The organism is Streptomyces sp. NPDC026206 (assembly GCF_040638465.1).
In the GTDB taxonomy this organism is placed as follows: Bacteria; Actinomycetota; Actinomycetes; order Streptomycetales; family Streptomycetaceae; genus Streptomyces.
In genome coordinates this window covers 427,581-443,801 of sequence record NZ_JBEZYL010000002.1, presented here as the reverse complement: position 1 = coordinate 443,801, position 16,221 = coordinate 427,581, and the positions used below count along the sequence as shown (strand labels likewise).

Annotated in this window: 15 protein-coding genes; 9 read left to right on the top strand and 6 right to left on the bottom strand. The window is 72.0% G+C overall.

Annotated features, from left to right (window positions below):
* Nucleotides 1–11: 11 nt before the first annotated feature.
* On the bottom strand, nt 12–839 hold the full coding sequence (locus tag AB0F13_RS05435) for an inositol monophosphatase family protein (RefSeq protein WP_362075513.1): 828 nt from the start codon (nt 837–839) through the stop codon (nt 12–14).
* Between the two features lie 175 nt (nt 840–1,014).
* Here AB0F13_RS05435 and AB0F13_RS05430 point away from each other — a divergent pair, with 175 nt between their 5' ends.
* The gene (locus tag AB0F13_RS05430) at nt 1,015–2,070 is read left to right on the top strand and encodes a biotin/lipoate A/B protein ligase family protein (protein WP_362075510.1); all 1,056 of its coding nucleotides are present in this window, start codon (nt 1,015–1,017) and stop codon (nt 2,068–2,070) included.
* A gap of 33 nt (nt 2,071–2,103) precedes the next feature.
* Here AB0F13_RS05430 and AB0F13_RS05425 read toward each other — a convergent pair whose 3' ends face one another.
* On the bottom strand, nt 2,104–3,972 hold the full coding sequence (locus tag AB0F13_RS05425; RefSeq protein ID WP_362076056.1) for an SGNH/GDSL hydrolase family protein: 1,869 nt from the start codon (nt 3,970–3,972) through the stop codon (nt 2,104–2,106).
* 479 nt (nt 3,973–4,451) lie between these two features.
* Here AB0F13_RS05425 and AB0F13_RS05420 point away from each other — a divergent pair, with 479 nt between their 5' ends.
* Nucleotides 4,452–4,862: a hypothetical protein gene (locus AB0F13_RS05420; RefSeq protein ID WP_362075507.1), complete on the top strand. Its 411-nt coding sequence runs from the start codon at nt 4,452–4,454 to the stop codon at nt 4,860–4,862.
* A gap of 174 nt (nt 4,863–5,036) precedes the next feature.
* A complete protein-coding gene (locus tag AB0F13_RS05415; protein ID WP_362075504.1) occupies nt 5,037–5,477 on the top strand; it encodes a DUF6278 family protein in 441 nt (146 codons plus the stop codon).
* A 24-nt stretch (nt 5,478–5,501) separates the two neighbouring features.
* Here the strand turns inward: AB0F13_RS05415 and AB0F13_RS05410 are convergent, their stop codons facing one another.
* Nucleotides 5,502–6,290 carry a GntR family transcriptional regulator gene (locus tag AB0F13_RS05410; protein WP_362075501.1) on the bottom strand — a complete coding sequence of 263 codons (789 nt, stop codon included), beginning with the start codon at nt 6,288–6,290 and terminating at the stop codon, nt 5,502–5,504.
* Nucleotides 6,291–6,497: 207 nt separating this feature from the next.
* Here AB0F13_RS05410 and AB0F13_RS05405 point away from each other — a divergent pair, with 207 nt between their 5' ends.
* From AB0F13_RS05405 to AB0F13_RS05390, 4 genes are read left to right on the top strand one after another with little or no spacing between them, the layout of a single operon-like run.
* Nucleotides 6,498–7,241, top strand: coding sequence for an amino acid ABC transporter ATP-binding protein (locus tag AB0F13_RS05405; RefSeq protein WP_362075498.1), 744 nt, complete (start codon nt 6,498–6,500; stop codon nt 7,239–7,241).
* Between the two features lie 31 nt (nt 7,242–7,272).
* Nucleotides 7,273–8,202: a glutamate ABC transporter substrate-binding protein gene (locus AB0F13_RS05400; RefSeq protein ID WP_362075495.1), complete on the top strand. Its 930-nt coding sequence runs from the start codon at nt 7,273–7,275 to the stop codon at nt 8,200–8,202.
* Nucleotides 8,203–8,215: 13 nt separating this feature from the next.
* Nucleotides 8,216–8,860 carry an amino acid ABC transporter permease gene (locus AB0F13_RS05395; protein WP_362075492.1) on the top strand — a complete coding sequence of 215 codons (645 nt, stop codon included), beginning with the start codon at nt 8,216–8,218 and terminating at the stop codon, nt 8,858–8,860.
* Entirely contained in the window at nt 8,857–9,717 is an 861-nt protein-coding gene (locus tag AB0F13_RS05390; protein ID WP_362075489.1) for an amino acid ABC transporter permease, read from the top strand. Before AB0F13_RS05395 ends, AB0F13_RS05390 begins: the two co-directional genes overlap by 4 nt.
* 8 nt (nt 9,718–9,725) lie before the next feature.
* On the opposite strand, the gene AB0F13_RS05385 is transcribed toward AB0F13_RS05390, so the two are convergent.
* The 3 genes from AB0F13_RS05385 to AB0F13_RS05375 all read right to left on the bottom strand — a co-directional run bounded on the left by AB0F13_RS05385 (nt 9,726) and on the right by AB0F13_RS05375 (nt 13,226).
* Nucleotides 9,726–11,318 (bottom strand): CocE/NonD family hydrolase, encoded by a 1,593-nt coding sequence (locus tag AB0F13_RS05385; RefSeq protein ID WP_362075486.1) that lies wholly within the window; start codon nt 11,316–11,318, stop codon nt 9,726–9,728.
* Between the two features lie 161 nt (nt 11,319–11,479).
* Complete coding sequence (locus AB0F13_RS05380; RefSeq protein ID WP_362075484.1) at nt 11,480–12,670, bottom strand: globin domain-containing protein; 1,191 nt, start codon at nt 12,668–12,670, stop codon at nt 11,480–11,482.
* 109 nt (nt 12,671–12,779) lie between these two features.
* Nucleotides 12,780–13,226: an Rrf2 family transcriptional regulator gene (locus tag AB0F13_RS05375; RefSeq protein WP_362075481.1), complete on the bottom strand. Its 447-nt coding sequence runs from the start codon at nt 13,224–13,226 to the stop codon at nt 12,780–12,782.
* Nucleotides 13,227–13,383: 157 nt separating this feature from the next.
* On the opposite strand from AB0F13_RS05375, the gene AB0F13_RS05370 reads away from it, so the two are divergent.
* Nucleotides 13,384–14,283, top strand: a complete 900-nt coding sequence (locus AB0F13_RS05370; protein ID WP_362075479.1) for an SGNH/GDSL hydrolase family protein — start codon at nt 13,384–13,386, stop codon at nt 14,281–14,283.
* A gap of 68 nt (nt 14,284–14,351) precedes the next feature.
* Nucleotides 14,352–16,172: a gamma-glutamyltransferase gene (ggt, locus tag AB0F13_RS05365; protein ID WP_362075476.1), complete on the top strand. Its 1,821-nt coding sequence runs from the start codon at nt 14,352–14,354 to the stop codon at nt 16,170–16,172.
* The last annotated feature ends 49 nt before the right edge of the window (nt 16,173–16,221 follow it).

Genomic DNA, 16,221 nt, shown 5'->3' with positions numbered 1-16,221 from the left:
GTCCCTGCCTGTCAGCCGGCGGACGCCAGCAGGGCCAGGATATGCCGCAGGGTCGGCTCGTCCCGCGCCGCACTGAACGGCAGCGCGTTGCCGCCCGCGATCCGGAACGGCTCGCCCGCGACGGTCGCGCTCGCCCCGCCCGCCTCGGCGACCAGCAGCAGGCCGGCCGCGTGGTCCCAGGCGTTCTCCCAGGAGAAGGCCACCGCGTCGAGGACACCCTGTGCCACGTGCAGGTATTCGAGCCCGGCCGAGCCGCAGGGGCGCGGCGCGACCCCGTCCGTGCACAGCGCCGCCAGGACGCGCTTCTGCTCGTCGGTGGTGAAGTCGTAGTGCGAGGTGGCCACTTCCAGGTCCTTGCCGGGCACGGGCGAGCCGCAGCTCAGCGGCGCGCCGTTGAGCAGCGCACCCCCGCCCCGGCGGGCTGTCGCCATCAACTCCAGCGCCGGCGCGTACGTCCACGAGGCGAGCAGCTCGCCGCGGTGCGCCAGGCACACCAGGGTGGCAAAGCCCGGGTCACCGGCGACGAACTGCCGGGTGCCGTCGACCGGGTCGACGATCCACACCGGATCCTCGCCGCACAGCGAGGCGAGGATGCGCGGGTCCGCGTGCACGGCCTCCTCGCCGACGACGACCGAGCCGGGCAGCAGGGCGGTCAGCGCGTGCGTGAGGTGTTCCTCCGCGAGCCGGTCCGCGACGGTCACGAGGTCGTGCGGGCCGTTCTTCTCGACGATCTCGTCCGCGGCGAGCTGCCGGAAGCGCGGCAGGATCTCGGCAGCGGCCGCCTTGCGGACCACTTCCTCGACATCGGTCACGTCACCTGCGAGAAATTCATCGATCATATGGACATCGAACCACGCCGCACCGACAACCGGTGGTGGGGTGGTGGCCTCACGATGTCCCCGGGGTGAACCCCTCGACGGCTCCCCCCACCCCGCCAGAACGCAGCGTTACGGTTGTTTGTGCTGCCGGCCGGCTGGGGCGGGCGGGCGGAGAATGCATGCTGGAGGATGCGCCGTGCACGGTGAATACAAGGTGCCGGGCGGCAAGCTCGTCGTCGTCGACGTGGAGGTCGCGGACGGGGTGCTGCGCGATGTGCGGGTGGCCGGGGACTTCTTCCTCGAACCCGACGAGGCGCTCCTGGACATCGACCGCGCCCTGGAGGGCGCCCCCGCCGACACCCCGGCCCCGCAGCTCGCGGCCCGCATCGACGCGGCACTGCCCGAGGGCACGATCATGTTCGGCTTCACGTCCGAGGCGGTGGGCATCGCCGTGCGCCGCGCCCTGGCACAAGCCACCGACTGGACCGACTACGACTGGCAGCTCATCCACGACGGCCCGCAGTCCCCAGCCCTGCACATGGCCCTGGACGAGGTCCTGACCGCCGAGGTCGCCGCCGGGCGGCGCCCGCCGACGCTGCGGGTGTGGGAGTGGGGCTCCCCGGCCGTGGTCATCGGCAGCTTCCAGTCGCTGCGCAACGAGGTCGACCCCGAGGGCGCGGCACGCCACGGCATGACGGTGGTGCGGCGCATCTCCGGCGGCGGCGCCATGTTCATCGAGCCCGGCAACACCATCACCTACTCCCTGTGCGTCCCGGACGCCCTGGTGCAGGGCCTGTCCTTCGCCGACAGCTACGCCTACCTGGACGACTGGGTGCTGGGCGCCCTGGAGGGCATGGGCGTCAAGGCCTGGTACCAGCCGCTGAACGACATCGCCACCGACGCCGGCAAGATGGCGGGCGCCGCGCAGAAGCGCATGGTCGCCGGTGACGGTGCCGTCCTGCACCACGTGACCATGGCCTACGACATCGACGCCGAGAAGATGCTCGACGTCCTGCGCATCGGCAAGGAGAAGCTCTCCGGCAAGGGCACCACGAGCGCCAAGAAGCGCGTCGACCCGCTGCGCCGCCAGACCGGCCTGCCGCGCCCGGCCGTCATCGACAAGATGATCGACTCCTTCCGGGACCGGTACGGCCTGACGGAGGGCTCGGTCTCCGCCGTGGAGCTGGCGCGGGCGGAGGAGCTGGCGGCGACGAAGTTCGCGTCGCCGGAGTGGACGGCACGGGTGCCGTGACCGGACGGGCCCCCGCAGGGAGCCCGTCCGGCGTCAGACCAGCTCGCGCAGGTCGATCACGTCGCTGAACGCCTTCATGCCCGCGTCGTTGGGGTGCAGGTGGTCGCCCCCGTCGAAGCGCGGCAGCATCCGGTCCGGGTGGCGGGGGTCGCGGATCGCCGCGTCGAAGTCGAAGACGGCGTCGTAGAGCGAGGTGGCGGCGCGGATGTGCCGGTTGATGGCGACGCGAGCGGCATCGGCCTCCGCCGTGCAGTCGAAAAAGCCGCCGCACGGCGCGATGGTGGCCGCGACGACGCGCACGCCCCGCTGGTGGGCGACGGCCGCCATCCTCTTGAGGGCGTCGATGACCTCGTCGGCCCCGGTGCCCGCGCGGATGTCGTTGACGCCCTCGAAGATGACGACGGTACGGGCGGAGGTCTGTGCCAGGACGTCGCGCTCCAGCCGGTGTTCCGCGCTGACCCCGCTCTTGATGGTGCTGGTCCCCTCGCCGGGGTAGCGGTCGGTCACCACGCGGTTGCCGGAGATGCCGTGGTTGAGGACGCCGAGCCGCGGCACCGCGTGCTGCCCGAGCAGCCGCCGGGACAGCAGGTCCGGCCAGCGCCCGTTCGCCCCCGGCGTGGCGCGCTCGCCGTCGGTGATGGAGTCGCCGAGGGCGACCACCGATCCGGGTCCGCCGGCGACGTCCACGCCGGTCAGTAGGGGCCAGCCGTCCAGTGTCCCGCCGAACGCGCCGGCACCCCGGTCGCCCGTGCGGTCACCGGCGCCGTCGGCGCTGAGGTAGGAGACCTGGTTGCTGTAGCTGTGCACGGGCAGCGCCCGTACGGTCCCGGGCAGGTGGATGCTCACCAGCAGATTGGAGTCCGGCGGCACCCGGAACCCCACCGGGTCGCTGAACTGCTGTGCCCCTGCGGGCACTTCGGCCCCGGGGCGGCCGGCGAAGGTCAGCGGCAGGGGGCGGCCGTCCGTCGCCGCGCCACGGCTCTGCAGCGCCACGGTGGCGTGCCCGATGCGGACCGGTTGCCGGGAGAAGGTGTTCTCCAGCCGGATGCGGGTGCGCGGCCCGCCCGCGCTGCTGTGCACGATCAGCCGCAGCGTCCGGTCGGTCCACGGGCCCACCGCCGCGTACCCGGACGTGGACGCCGCCCAGCTGCCGGTCCACCCGTTCGAGGGAGCGCGCAGGGCGAGGGAGAAGACGTGCAGGTCGCTCGCGGACCCGGCGGAGGGCAGCACCACGGAGGCGACCTCCCGGGAGCGCTCGACCGGCACGGTCACCACGTACAGGCGGGTGGTCTCGGTCCGCTGGCCGTCGCGTGTGTTGCGGTGGGGCAGGCCGAGGGTCTTGGTGGGGAGCGGGCCGTGGCGCCAGTCGGGCGCCTGCAGGAGGTAGGGGCTCTGCGAGCCGTCGCGGTAGCGGACCAGGCCCCGCCCGCCGGCTCCGCTCTTCGCCCCCGCCGCGGAGCCGCCCGCCGCGGAGCTGCCCGCCACCAGGAACGAGAGGGCCTCCCCGCGTCCGCTGAGCCGCACCGCCTGCCCGTCGGCCCGTACGTTGTCGGGGCGTCCGGGCGCCGGGGCGGGCCAGCGCAGCGGGGAGCCGTCGACGGGGAGGAGGCGGCCGGGGGTCCAGCCGGCGGCCCTCAGGTCCTGGGCGGAGAAGGAGCTGCCCCCGCCGTCGAAATCGGCGGCTTCCGGGTGGGCGTCGTCGCTGACCGCCCGGTTGTCGAAGAGCCGCTCCAAAGGGAGCGGCTCTCGGGTCGGTGCGGTGTCGGCGTGGGCCGGGGTGTTCGCGAGCCCGAGGGCGCAGACCACCCCCACCGCGACGGCGCCTGTGGCGACCGCCCGGGCGAAGGCCGCCGGTCTGTGCCGTCGCCCGACGGGCACGGTGAGCTTCGATGTCCGGAGCATGCGCGTCATGCCTCCCAGCGTTCCCCGCTCTGCACGTGGCGGGATGAAGTTAGGGAGACGCCAGGGGAACGTCAAGAAGGCCGACCGGCCATGTCGGGCGCAGCGCGCCTGTGGTGGGGCCATCCGTGCGAGTGAGGCCCTGTCGGGACCGGGGCAGTCAGGTGGCATGTGAATTCCAAGTCGCACTGGCGTCCGGACATACGGAAGTGCCGCACATGAGGCGGTGGCCCCTCGCCGGGCCGGCGTTCACATGGGCCGCCGAGGGGCCACAGTCGTACCACGAGCCGCACCCTCAAGTGCCTCGCTCCGCCACCGGATCACCCGCATCTGCCGGACGCCTGGCGAGTACGACTGCGACGAGGCGCCGCTCAAGGAGCCGCCCGGGTAGCGTCATGAGGCCGCCTGCCCCGATTAAGATCAGGCGGGAAGTACAGGCGGGCCAGATGCAAGCCGGCTCGCGGACAGCAAGGAGCAGTTGAGTGGCAGTCAAGTTTGTCCCGGTGGGCGAGGACCAGAAGGATGAGCCGGGGGTGGAGGAGGCCGTCACCACCACGACCATCGGCGGTCAGACGATCACGACCACGTCGTACGGGCGTCTGATCCGGCATGACGACCTGATGCCTGACACCACGGAGGGTGTCTTCTCGGTCGAGCTCCTGGTCCCGGAGATGGGCACCGAGGAGTACGAGACGGGCGAGGTGCACGAGGACGGCACCACTCCGAAGATCGCCCTGCGGCCCTGTGTGTCCTACACCCGCCGCGAGGTGGATCTGGGCCAGGAGTCCTTCGAGAAGTACCTGGAGGTCGTCAAGCCCTTCGCCGACGCCTCCCGGGAACCCCAGCAGGTTCCGGCTCAGGCTCGTAAGCGTCGCGCGAAGTCCGGGATCTGAGCTTCGGCGAGCAGCGCGTCATGAAGCCTCTCCCGGACCGCCTCAGGTGGTCCGGGAGAGGCTTCTGTACAGCTCCGGTCGGTCCCTGACAGCCGGGCCACGACGACGGGGCGCCATTTCTCCTCAGCTCCTCCTGGAGTCCGGACGGCGCCCCGATGCGTCAGACTGTCCGGTATGAACATTCCCTTCTTGGACAGCTGGCGCAAGCGGCACGGCCCGGCGCACGGGGCGGCGCTGCCCGGGGCGTCCGACCGGGGGCCGGAGGGTCTGGCCGAGCTGTTGTCGGAGTGCGAACTGCTGCGCGCGCACGCGCAGTCGGCAGGGGTCGTGCTCGACGACTCGCCGTCGTCCCTGGAGGCGCTGGACCAGCTGCAGCCGCGCTGGCGCGAGGACCCGGAGCTGCTGCCGTGGCTGGGCAACGACGCGGGCCTGTACCTGGGCACGGTCATCGTGCGTACGGTCTCGGGTGCGCTCTGGTGGATCTGGCCGGACGGGCAGCCGGTGGTGCGGCTGGCCAGCGGCCGGGAGATCGATGTGGTCGAGGCGGGCCAGGCGTGGGCGGCGGACGGCGCCCCGGAACTGTCCCAGCTCTACGCGGAGGTCGCGGAGAACTGACCGCCGCCAGGGCTCCCGCCGCCGTCAGCTCGTGAAGGCGATGGTGTACTCCAGCCGCCAGCGGTCCGCGCGCACGACGATGTCGGAGGTCTCCACGGCCCTGTCGTCGCCGTCGTAGTGGGTGCGCTCGACGACGGTGACGCACTGGCCGGCCGCGCAGCCGAGCGCCTCGGCCTCCGGTGTGGTGGCCGGGCGTGAGCCGACGAGTTCCCGGGCCCGTACGACGCGGATCCCGATGGCGGCCAGTCTGCCGCGTACGCCGCGCCGCGCGTAGGGCCCGCGCTCGGGCAGGGCGACGTCGGTGCCCTCGGTGATGGTCAGCGGTTCCCAGCTCGTGGCGAGCTGCACGGGGTGGCGGTTGGCCAGGTACTCGTACTGGGTGCACAGCACCGGTTGGCCCGCGCCGATGCCCAGCCGCTCGGCGACGGACACCGGGGCGGGGCTCTCGCTGGAGGACGCCTCCCAGGTCAGCGCGGTGTCCCGGGTCATGGCGCCCGCCGCCGCGGGACGGTCCGGGCCGTCGTATCCACGGATCTTCGCGGCGAAGGGCGAGTCGACGGCGCCGGTGGAGCGCAGCAGCGTGCCGAGCGGTGCCCGGTCGGCGACGAAGACGCCGCGCCCGAACTGGCCCTCCGCGTAGCCGGCGGCCTTCAGGACGCGGACGGCGCGGTCCACGGTCTGGTCACTGGCCTCGTATGCGCGTTTGAGCTCGGAGCGGGAGGGGATGCGGTCGCCCACCGTCAGCCCGCCCTCGTCGATGCGTTGCCGCAGGTCGTCCGCGATGCGCAGGTATACGGGCCTGCTGTCGGCCACCCCGGGCTCCTTCCCCCTCTGCTTCCCCCGTCCGGCCCTCACAGGCTAGGTACCCAGGCTGAGTCTGTGTACCTAGGGCAAATGGCGGCCATTGCACCCTCTATCCGGCCCAATCCCGCTCTGTACGCGTGTCAGCGTCAAAGTCCCCTATTGATGCGGATAGTTTGCGGCGACTGCGAGACAGCTGAGAGTGGGTAGGGCGCTGGTATGGCCGTCGATCCGTTGATCGAACTGCGGGATGTCAACAAGCATTACGGCAAGCTGCACGTGCTGCAGGACATCAACCTCACCGTCGGCCGCGGGGAGGTGGTGGTGGTCATCGGCCCCTCCGGCTCTGGCAAGTCCACGCTGTGCCGGACCATCAACCGCCTCGAACCGGTGGAGTCCGGCACGATCACCCTCGACGGGCAGCCGCTGCCCGAGGAGGGCCGGGCGCTCGCCAAGCTCCGTGCCGAGGTCGGCATGGTCTTCCAGTCGTTCAACCTCTTCGCCCACAGGACCGTGCTCGCCAACGTCTCCCTGGCCCAGATCAAGGTCCGCAAGCGCGGCAAGGACGAGGCCGACCGGCACTCACGGGAGCTGCTGGAGCGGGTCGGGCTGCTCGCCCACGCCGAGAAGTACCCGGCCCAGCTCTCCGGCGGCCAGCAGCAGCGCGTGGCCATCGCCCGCGCGCTGGCCATGAACCCCAAGGCGCTCCTCTTCGACGAGCCCACCTCGGCCCTCGACCCCGAGATGATCAACGAGGTGCTGGAGGTCATGCAGCAGCTCGCCCGGGACGGCATGACGATGGTCGTCGTCACCCACGAGATGGGCTTCGCCCGCTCCGCCGCCAACCGCGTCGTCTTCATGGCGGACGGCCGCATCGTCGAGGACCGCACCCCCGAGGAGTTCTTCACCGCGCCGGAGAGCGAGCGGGCCAAGGACTTCCTGTCCAAGATCCTCAAGCACTGAGCGGGCTGTCGTGCACACGAGACGCATCCACATGAGGCGAACGCGCTCCGGGCGCACGCCCGGCCGGGTGGCCGCCCTGGCGCTCACCGGCCTCGCCCTGCTGGCCGCCGCCTGCGGCAAGGAGGGCAGCCCGCCGGTCAAGGGGCCCAAGCCCGGCCAGCTGCCCGTCTACCACGTCGCCACCGGCTTCCACCTGGAGGACTCCGCCACCTGGCGGGCCGCGAAGAAGCGCGGCCATGTCGTCGTAGGGGCCAAGGAGGACCAGCCCTATCTGGGCGAGAAGGACCCGGCCACCGGCGGCTACTCCGGCTTCGACATCGAGATCGCCCGGATGATGTCGGCCTCCCTCGGCTTCGACCCGAAGACCATCGCCTTTCGCACCGTCGCCTCGGCCAACCGCGAAACCGCCCTGCAGAACGGGCAGATCGACTACTACGTCGGCACGTACACCATCAATGACCTGCGCAAGAGACAGGTCGGCTTCGCCGGGCCCTATTACATCGCCGGCCAGTCGCTGCTGGTCCGCACGGACGAGAAGGGCATCGAAGGCCCCCAGGACCTGGCCGGCAAGCGGGTCTGCTCGGCGGCCGGCTCCACCCCGTTGCAGCGCATCCAGCGCGACTACCCCAAGGCCCGGGCCGTCGCCTACGACACGTACTCGATCTGCGTGGACAACCTCCTCAGCCTCCAGGTGGACGCCGTCACCACCGACGACACCATCCTCATGGGCTTCGCCGCCAAGGCGCCCGACGAGCTGAAGGTGGCCGGCAGGCCCTTCTCCAAGGAGCCCTACGGCATCGGCGTGCCCCGGGGTGACTCCGCCCTGCGCTTCGCCCTCGACGACGCCGTCGCGGCGCACGAGAAGAACGGTGACTGGAAGAAGGCGTACGACGCGACCCTCGGCCTGTCCGGGGTGCCGGCCCCGCAGCCGCCCCCCGTCGACCGCTACCCGGCGAGCTGACCCAAGGACCCGGATGAACGTTCTCCTCGACAACCTCTCCCTCTACGGCAAGGGCCTGCTCGGCACCGTGGAGCTCACCGTCTACGCCTCGCTGCTCGCCCTCGCCCTCGGCTTCGTCATGGCCTCCTTCCGGGTCGCCCCCGTCGGCTCCCTGCGCACCTTCGGCACGGTATGGGTGACGGTGCTGCGCAACACCCCGCTCACCCTGCTGTTCTTCGCGGTGCTGCTCGGCCTGCCGCGCTTCGGGGTCGTGCTGCCCTTCCAGCTCTTCGCCGTCCTCGCCCTGGGCTGCTACACCTCGGCCTTCATCTGTGAGGCCCTGCGCTCGGGCATCAACACGGTGCCCAGCGGCCAGGGGGAGGCGGCCCGCAGCCTAGGGATGACCTTCACCCAGACGCTCGGCGGCGTCGTGCTCCCGCAGGCCTTCCGCTCCGTCATCCCACCGGTCGGCTCGACGCTGATCGCGCTCGCCAAGAACTCGGCGATCGCCGGTTCGTTCAGCGTCACCGAGCTCCTGGGCACGTACAAGACCCTCAACGAGCTGGGTTACAGCATCATCTGGTCCTTCATCTGGATCGCCGTCGGCTACCTGATCGTGACCCTGACCATCAGCGCGGTCTTCAACGTGCTGGAGAAGCGCTGCGGAGTCGCCCGATGACCACCGCCCTGTACGACATCCCCGGCCCGCTCGCGCAGCGCCGCCACCGCCTGTACGGCGTCCTCGCCACCGCGGTGATCCTCGGGATCGTCGCCTGGGTCGTCTACCTCCTCTTCGACACACACCAGTTCACGGCCGCCAAGTGGAGGCCCTTCGCCTACAAGGGCATCCAGGAGATGCTGCTGCGCGGGCTCGGCAACACCCTCAAGGCCTTCGCCTGCGCCGCCGTGCTCTCCCTCGCCCTGGGCGCGGTGCTGGCCTGCGGGCGGCTGTCCGTGCACCGGCCGCTGCGCTGGATCGCCACGCTCGTGGTGGAGTTCTTCCGGGCCATGCCCGTCCTGGTGATGATCTTCTTCGTCTTCGTCGCGCTCAAGGTCCAGCCGCTGCCCGCCCTCGTCACCGGACTCACGCTCTACAACGGCTCGGTGCTTGCGGAGGTCTTCCGCACGGGCGTGAACTCCGTCGAGCGCGGCCAGCGGGAGGCGGCGTACTCGCTGGGCATGCTCAAGACCCAGGTGATGACCTACGTCCTGGTGCCGCAGGCGCTGCGCGCGATGCTGCCGACCATCATCAGCCAGCTCGTCGTCGCGCTGAAGGACACCTCGCTCGGCTTCCTCATCACCTATGAGGAGTTCCTGCACGCAGGAAAGCTGATCGCCAGCAACCTCGACTACGACCTGCCGTTCATCCCCGTCGTCATGATCATCTCCCCCGTCTACATCGGGATGTGCATGCTGCTGTCCTGGTTCGCCACCTGGGTGGCCAAGCGGCAGAAGCGCAGCCCGAAGACGGAGGCCGTCGAGGTCGCCCCCGCCGAGCCCGGCACGCTGATGCCGGGCGCGGGAACGCATCCTTGAAAGTCCCTTCAGTCGCGGACCGGGACCGAGAGCACGGACGGATCGCCCTTGGGGGAGGTGAACGTCAGGCGCGCGCCCGCCGGGTTGTGCTGGATGTACAGCGGGTCCACCGTGTCGACGACGAGCGCGAGCCGGTGGCCGGCCGGGACGTCGTAGGAGGTCGACTGGAGCCGCAGATCGACGGCGAAGGACCGGCCGGGCGCCCTGCCGTGGAAGGTGTAGGGGGCGTGGCTGACCAGCCTGCCCACACCCAGCGGGCCCACGTCGTAGAGGTAGGCGACGGCCGTGCCGCTCTCCTTGTCGCTGGTGAGCGTGGTGTGCAGCCGCGCGCTGCCGCGCACGCGCTGCGCCCTGGCGTACGGTCCGGACTGCCACACGGCGGCACGGGTGCGCGGCAGCAGCGGGACCGAGACCATGGGCGGCAGCTTCAGGAACTGGTCGAGGACGTTGGAGAGCAGGGCGGTGCCGCCGTTCGCGCCCGAGTCGGCGCCCGCGCGGATGGTGCGGGAGCCGGGGAGCGGGACGTCGCTGCGGGTGCGCTCCACGGCCGCCCAGTCGGGGTAGGACTCGTAGCCGCCGCCGGTACGGGACTTCAGCTGGACGGGCTGTTCGTGGTCGATGCCGTTGGCGGCGCCCCCCAGATGGTGGTCGAACCAGCGGCGGGCGTTGGTCCAGACGTCGTTGGGCAGGCCGAGCAGTCCGGTGCCCTCGGCGGTGGCGTGGTCGCCGGGCCGCAGCTCCAGGCGCTTGGGGCCGGTGAGCCGCTCGTAGAACTTCACGTACTGGTCGGGCGGGAAGACCGTGTCGCCCCAGGCGTTGCCCAGCATGATGGCCGCGCCGCCCGCGTTGATGCCGTCGAGGTAGGTGGCCGGGGAGCGCTTGGCGCCCCACTCCAGCATCTGCTTCTCCCGGGACAGGTCGGAGCCGAGGAAGTCCTTGAGGACCCCCTGCAGCTCCTCGCCCGGCCGCCCGGTCAGCGCACCGAGGCCGCCCAGCAGTTCGGCGGCCTGGCGGTGCTGGGTGCGCTCGCCGTAGATGGCCTCGATGAGGTCGGCCCAGCCGCTCATCGCCACCACGGCCTTGATCCGCTTGTCGAAGCCGGAGGCCAGCAGGCTGATGCCCGCCCCGTAGGAGATCCCGGCCATGCCGATCCTGTCCGGGTCGGCCGGGGTGTTGGCGAGCGCCCAGTCGATGACGCGGGAGACGTCGGCGATGTCCGGCGGACCGGCCGTCTCGATCTTCCCGCCGGAGAGCCAGAACCCGCGCGCGGCGTAACTGACCACCACATAGCCGGAGTCGGCGAGCTGTTTGGCCTGGACGATGTATTCGAGCTGCGGCATGGCCCAGCTGGCGGGCAGCACGACGACGGGGTAGCGGCGCGAGCCGTCGGCGCCGGCGGGGGTGAAGACGTTGCCCTTGAGGGTGATGCCGCCGGAGCCGGGGATGTCGGTGAATCTGACGTCCGGGAACGCCGCCGCAGCCGCGGCCGGCGGCGCCGCCTGTGCGGCGGGTGCCAGTCCCAGGGTGCCGCCCGCGAGCAGCGCGGCGCAGGCGGCACCGATGACTGTGGTGTGCAGAGCCTGACGGGAGTGTCGTCGCACAGGTCACTCCTTGACCTCGGTGCCGCCGCTTCCGTGGGGGGCGGCGGCACTGCCGATACAAAGTGACCCGAAAGTAACCTCGCGGCCTTACCGTGGGTAACATGCCGGCATGTTACGCGTGAGTAACGATCGATCGCCGGCCCCTCGGTGCTGACGTCCGCTCAGCAGTCCTGGCCCAGCCACAGGTCGGGGCCGAAGACCTCGTAGTGGATCGAGGCGGCCGCCACGCCCGCGTCCAGGAGCTGGGCGCGGGCGGCACGGAGGAAGGGCAGCGGTCCGCAGAGGTAGGCGGTGGCGCCGGCCGGGATACCGAGGCGGGAGAGGTCGGCGCGGCCGGTGCGCCCGGCGGGCCAGGGGCCTTCCGGGTGCTCGTAGAAGACGTGCGCGGTGGCGTTCGGGAGCTTGGCGGTCAGCTGCTGGAGCTCGGCGCGGAAGGCGTGCGTGGCCTCGCTGCGGTCGGCGTGCACACAGATGACGCGCCGGTCCGAGCCGGTGGCGGCGAGGTGGGAGAGCATCCCGGTCATGGGGGTGCAGCCGATGCCGGCGGAGACGAGCAGGAGGGGCGCGTCCCCGTCGTCGAGGACGACGTCGCCGAAGGGGTGGCTGACGAGCAGGGTGTCCCCCACCGCGACGTGGTCGTGGAGGTGGCCGGAGACCTCGCCGGCCGGGTCGCCGGACGCGCGCTTGACGGAGAACTGGAGGGCGTCCTCGGGGTGGCCGGACAGGCTGTACTGGCGGATCTGCCGAGCGCCGTCGGGCAGGGTGACCTGTACGGAGACGTACTGGCCGGGCCGGGCGGCCGGCACCGGGCGGCCGTCGAGCGGGCGGACGAGGAAGGTGGCCACCTGCGCGGTCTCCTGGTGGCGGGCGACCACGCGACAGGAGCGCCAGGTGGCGCCGTGCAGGGCGCCCGCCTGCTCGTACAGCCGCGCCTCCAGGGCGATGAGGGCGTTGGCCATCAGCCAGTAGACCTCGTCCCAGGCCGCCGCGACCTCGGGCGTGACGGCCTCCCCCAGCACTTCGGCGATGGCGGCGAAGAGGTGCTCCTGGACGACCGGGTACTGCTCGCGGCTGATGCCCAGCGAGGCGTGCTTGTGGGCGATACGGGAGAGCATCGCGTCGGGCCGTACGTCCGGGTGCTCGACGAGTGCGGTGGCGAAGGCGGCGATGGCGCCCGCGAGGGCCTGCTGCTGGGCGCCGCTCGCCTGGTTGCCGCGGTTGAACAGGTCGCGCAGCAGCCGCGGGTGGGCGGCGAACAGCTTGTCGTAGAAGAGCGGTGTGATCTCTGCGATCGCACCGCCGACCGCGGGCAGGGTGGCTCGGACGATCTCGGTGGACTTCGGGGACAGCATCGGCGGCTCCTCACGGTCGGGTCCCGGAGCAAGCGATCAGCCGATCAAACTTGCATCCAGGATTCGCATTTAAGGGTGTGAATGACCGCCCTCGTGGGCGGTGGTCTCGTCAGCTTCCGGGGGGCGGGCCCAGGCTCAGCAGGACGGGGCCGGTCGGCGGGCCGGTCAGATCCTGGACGGTGATGGGATCGAGCGCGGCGAAGAACGCCTCCTGCGCGTCGCGCAGTGCGCCGCGCAGCAGGCACGCGCCGCGCAGCGGGCAAGGCGGGTCGTCCTCGCAGCCGACGACGTCACCGGCGCCTTCCAGCTCGCGCACCAGGCGGCCGACCGAGCTCAGGCGCCCGGCCGCGGTCAGCGAGAGGCCGCCGCCGCGGCCCCGGCGGGCCTCGACGACCCCCAGGTGCTGCAGCCGGCTGACCACCTTGGCGGCGTGGGTGTACGGCACGCCGATCGCGCCGGCCACCTCGCGGGTGGTCGGCGCCGCCGCGTCCTGCGCGGTCACGGCCAGGCGCATCGCGATGCGCAGGGCGATATCGGTGCTCTTGGTCAGTCGCACTCCACCAACCTAGCTAATTGGACTATAAGAGTCCAATTAGTGGGCAGAATGGGACGGTCGTGTCGAAATTGACAGGGGGTCAGCACAAGGCGAGTCTGTCCTGGCCATGATCGGTTGATCATGGGCCGGACGACTCTTCTTGGCTACGGAGGCAGTAGTGGCACAGGCGCGCGAACGCGGCGGGCGGTACGGGAAGGCGCTGGTGGCGCTCGGCTCGGCGACGGCACTGACGGCACTGACGACCGGGGCGGCGACCCCGCCGGCCGCCACCACCGGGCAGGCCGGCGGAGCCCGCTACGTCGCCCTCGGCGACTCGTACACCTCCGGCGCCGGCATTCCCCGGCAGACCGGCGGCGACTGCGCACGCTCCAGCGTGAACTACCCTGCGCTGGCCGCCGTGCAGCTGAAGCAGAAGTCGTTCAAGGACGTCAGCTGCAGCAGTGCGACCACGGACGACATGTGGCGCGCGCAGGGGGCGAACGCACCCCAGCTGGACGCCCTCGGCAAGGGGACCAGGTTCGTCACCGTCGGCATCGGCGGCAACGACATCGGCTTCGGCCCCATCATCGGCACCTGTGCCCAGCTGTCCGCCGGCGACCGGGCCGGTACCCCGTGCAAGAAGCAGTTCACGGCCGCGGACGGCTCGGACCGGCTCACCGCGCGCATCAACGGCGCGGCGCCGAAGATCGCCCGTGTCCTCAAGGCCGTGCACCAGCGCGCACCGCAGGCCAAGGTGGTGCTGGTCGGCTACCCGACGATCATGCCGGACAGCGGCCGGGGCTGCTTCCCGGCCGTACCGATCGCCGCCGGCGACACCCCCTACCTGCGCGACACCGAGAAGCGGCTCAACGCGATGCTCAAGGCGCAGGCCGCCAAGGCGCACGTCCGCTTCGCCGACACCTACGGCCCGACCGTGGGCCACGATGTGTGCAGGCCCACCGCGGACCGGTGGGTCGAGGGCGTGCGGCCCGGGAACCCGGCCGCGCCCTTCCACCCCAACGCCAAGGGCGAGCAGGCCATGGCGCGTTCCGTGCTCGGGGAGCTGCGCAAGCGCTGAGCGTGCCCTGTCGGCGGGCGGGCTCCGCGGGTAGGCTCCGGGGCCCGTTCGCCCGAATGGAGGCACAGATGGCCCTCCCGAGACCGACCCCTCACCGAAGCCTGCCCGTCCTCGCCGTGGTGGCCGCGCTCGTCGCCGGCGCGCTGACGGCGCCCGCCGCGGCCGCCGGGCCGGGCCCGGCCCGTACACCGCACAAGTCGCCCCTCGCCGTCGGTCACGGCGGCGTGGTGGCCAGCGTCGACGCCGACGCGTCGGCGGCCGGCACAGAGGTGCTGCGCAAGGGCGGCAACGCTGTGGACGCGGCGGTCGCCACCGCCGCCGCCCTCGGCGTCACCGAGCCCTACTCCGCCGGCGTCGGCGGAGGCGGCTACTTCGTCCACTACGACGCCAGGACGCGCAAGGTCTCCACCCTGGACGGCCGCGAGCGGGCCCCCCTCAGCGCGACGAAGGACCTCTTCCTGGAGAAGGGCAGGCCCCTCCCCTTCGCCGACGCGGTCACCAGCGGCCTCAGCGTCGGCACCCCCGGCACCCCCGCGACCTGGGACACGGCCCTGCGCTCCTGGGGCAGCCGCTCGCTCGCCCAGGTGCTGGCGCCCGCTCAGCGGCTGGCGCGCGACGGCTTCACCGTCGACGAGACCTTCCGCCGCCAGACCGCCGACAATCAGGCGCGCTTCAAGGACTTCCCGGCCAGCGCCAAGCTGTTCCTGCCGGGCGGGAAGCCCCCGGCGGTGGGCTCGACGCTGAAGAACCCCGACCTCGCGCGCACCTACGACCTGCTGGCGAAGCAGGGCGTGGACGCCGTCTACCGTGGCGCGGTGGGGCGCGACATCGTGCGGACCGTGCGCAAGCCACCCGTCGACCCCGCCTCGCACCGCGTGGCCCGCCCCGGTGACCTGACCGAGAAGGACCTGCGCGCGTACAGCGCGAAGCAGCAGGCCCCCACCCGGACGCAGTACCGCGGCCTGGACGTCTACGGCATCGCCCCCTCCTCGTCGGGCGGCACGACGGTCGCCGAGGCGCTGAACATCCTGGAGCGCGGCGACCTCGGGAAGCTGGACCGGCAGACGTATCTGCACCGCTACATCGAGGCGAGCCGGATCGCCTTCGCGGACCGCAACCGCTGGGTCGGCGACCCCGCGTTCGAGAAGGTGCCCGTCCAGGGCCTGACCTCGCAGCGCTTCGCCGACTCGCGCGCCTGCCTGGTCAAGGACGATGCCGTGCTGGTCAGCCCGCTGGCGCCCGGCGACCCGCGCCGGCCCGCGGCATCCTGTACGACGCGCGGCGCGGCCGCCCCCACCCCGTACGAGGGCGAGCACACCACCCACCTGACGGTCGCCGACAAGTGGGGCAACGTCGTCGCGTACACCCTGACCATCGAGCAGACCGGCGGCAGCGGCATCACGGTGCCGGGGCGCGGGTTCCTGCTCAACAACGAGCTGACCGACTTCTCCTTCGTCCCGGTCAGCCCCGGCGTGCACGACCCGAACCTGCCCGGCCCGGGCAAGCGCCCGCGCTCGTCGGTGTCGCCGACGATCGTCCTGGACCACGGCAGGCCCGCCTTCGCGCTGGGCTCCCCCGGCGGCGCCACGATCATCACCACGGTGCTGCAGACCCTGCTCAACCACGTCGACCGCGGGATGCCGCTCGTCGACGCGATCGCCGCGCCGCGCGCCAGCCAGCGCAACGCGGTGACCACCGAGCTGGAACCGGGGCTGTGGGAGAGCCCGCTGCGCCGGCAGCTGGAGGCCAAGGGCCACGTCTTCAAGCTCAATGCGGAGATCGGCGCGGCCACCGGCGTCCAGCGGCTGCCGGACGGGCGGTGGCTGGCGGCGGCCGAGACGTCACGGCGCGGCGGCGGCTCGGCCATGGTGGTGCGGCCGGCGCACTGACAGCCGGGCGTCCCCCGCACGGGCGTACCGCCCCGCCCCCGCACCGAGC

Coding starts and splice junctions, on each gene's coding strand:
- AB0F13_RS05380 (WP_362075484.1), bottom strand. CDS start 12,670: ATGCTGTCCCCGAAGTCCACCGAGATCGTCCGAGCCACCCTGCCCGCG.
- AB0F13_RS05395 (WP_362075492.1), top strand. CDS start 8,216: ATGAACGTTCTCCTCGACAACCTCTCCCTCTACGGCAAGGGCCTGCTC.
- AB0F13_RS05390 (WP_362075489.1), top strand. CDS start 8,857: ATGACCACCGCCCTGTACGACATCCCCGGCCCGCTCGCGCAGCGCCGC.
- AB0F13_RS05425 (WP_362076056.1), bottom strand. CDS start 3,972: ATGCTCCGGACATCGAAGCTCACCGTGCCCGTCGGGCGACGGCACAGA.
- AB0F13_RS05415 (WP_362075504.1), top strand. CDS start 5,037: ATGAACATTCCCTTCTTGGACAGCTGGCGCAAGCGGCACGGCCCGGCG.
- AB0F13_RS05400 (WP_362075495.1), top strand. CDS start 7,273: ATGAGGCGAACGCGCTCCGGGCGCACGCCCGGCCGGGTGGCCGCCCTG.
- AB0F13_RS05435 (WP_362075513.1), bottom strand. CDS start 839: ATGATCGATGAATTTCTCGCAGGTGACGTGACCGATGTCGAGGAAGTG.
- AB0F13_RS05405 (WP_362075498.1), top strand. CDS start 6,498: ATGGCCGTCGATCCGTTGATCGAACTGCGGGATGTCAACAAGCATTAC.
- ggt (WP_362075476.1), top strand. CDS start 14,352: ATGGCCCTCCCGAGACCGACCCCTCACCGAAGCCTGCCCGTCCTCGCC.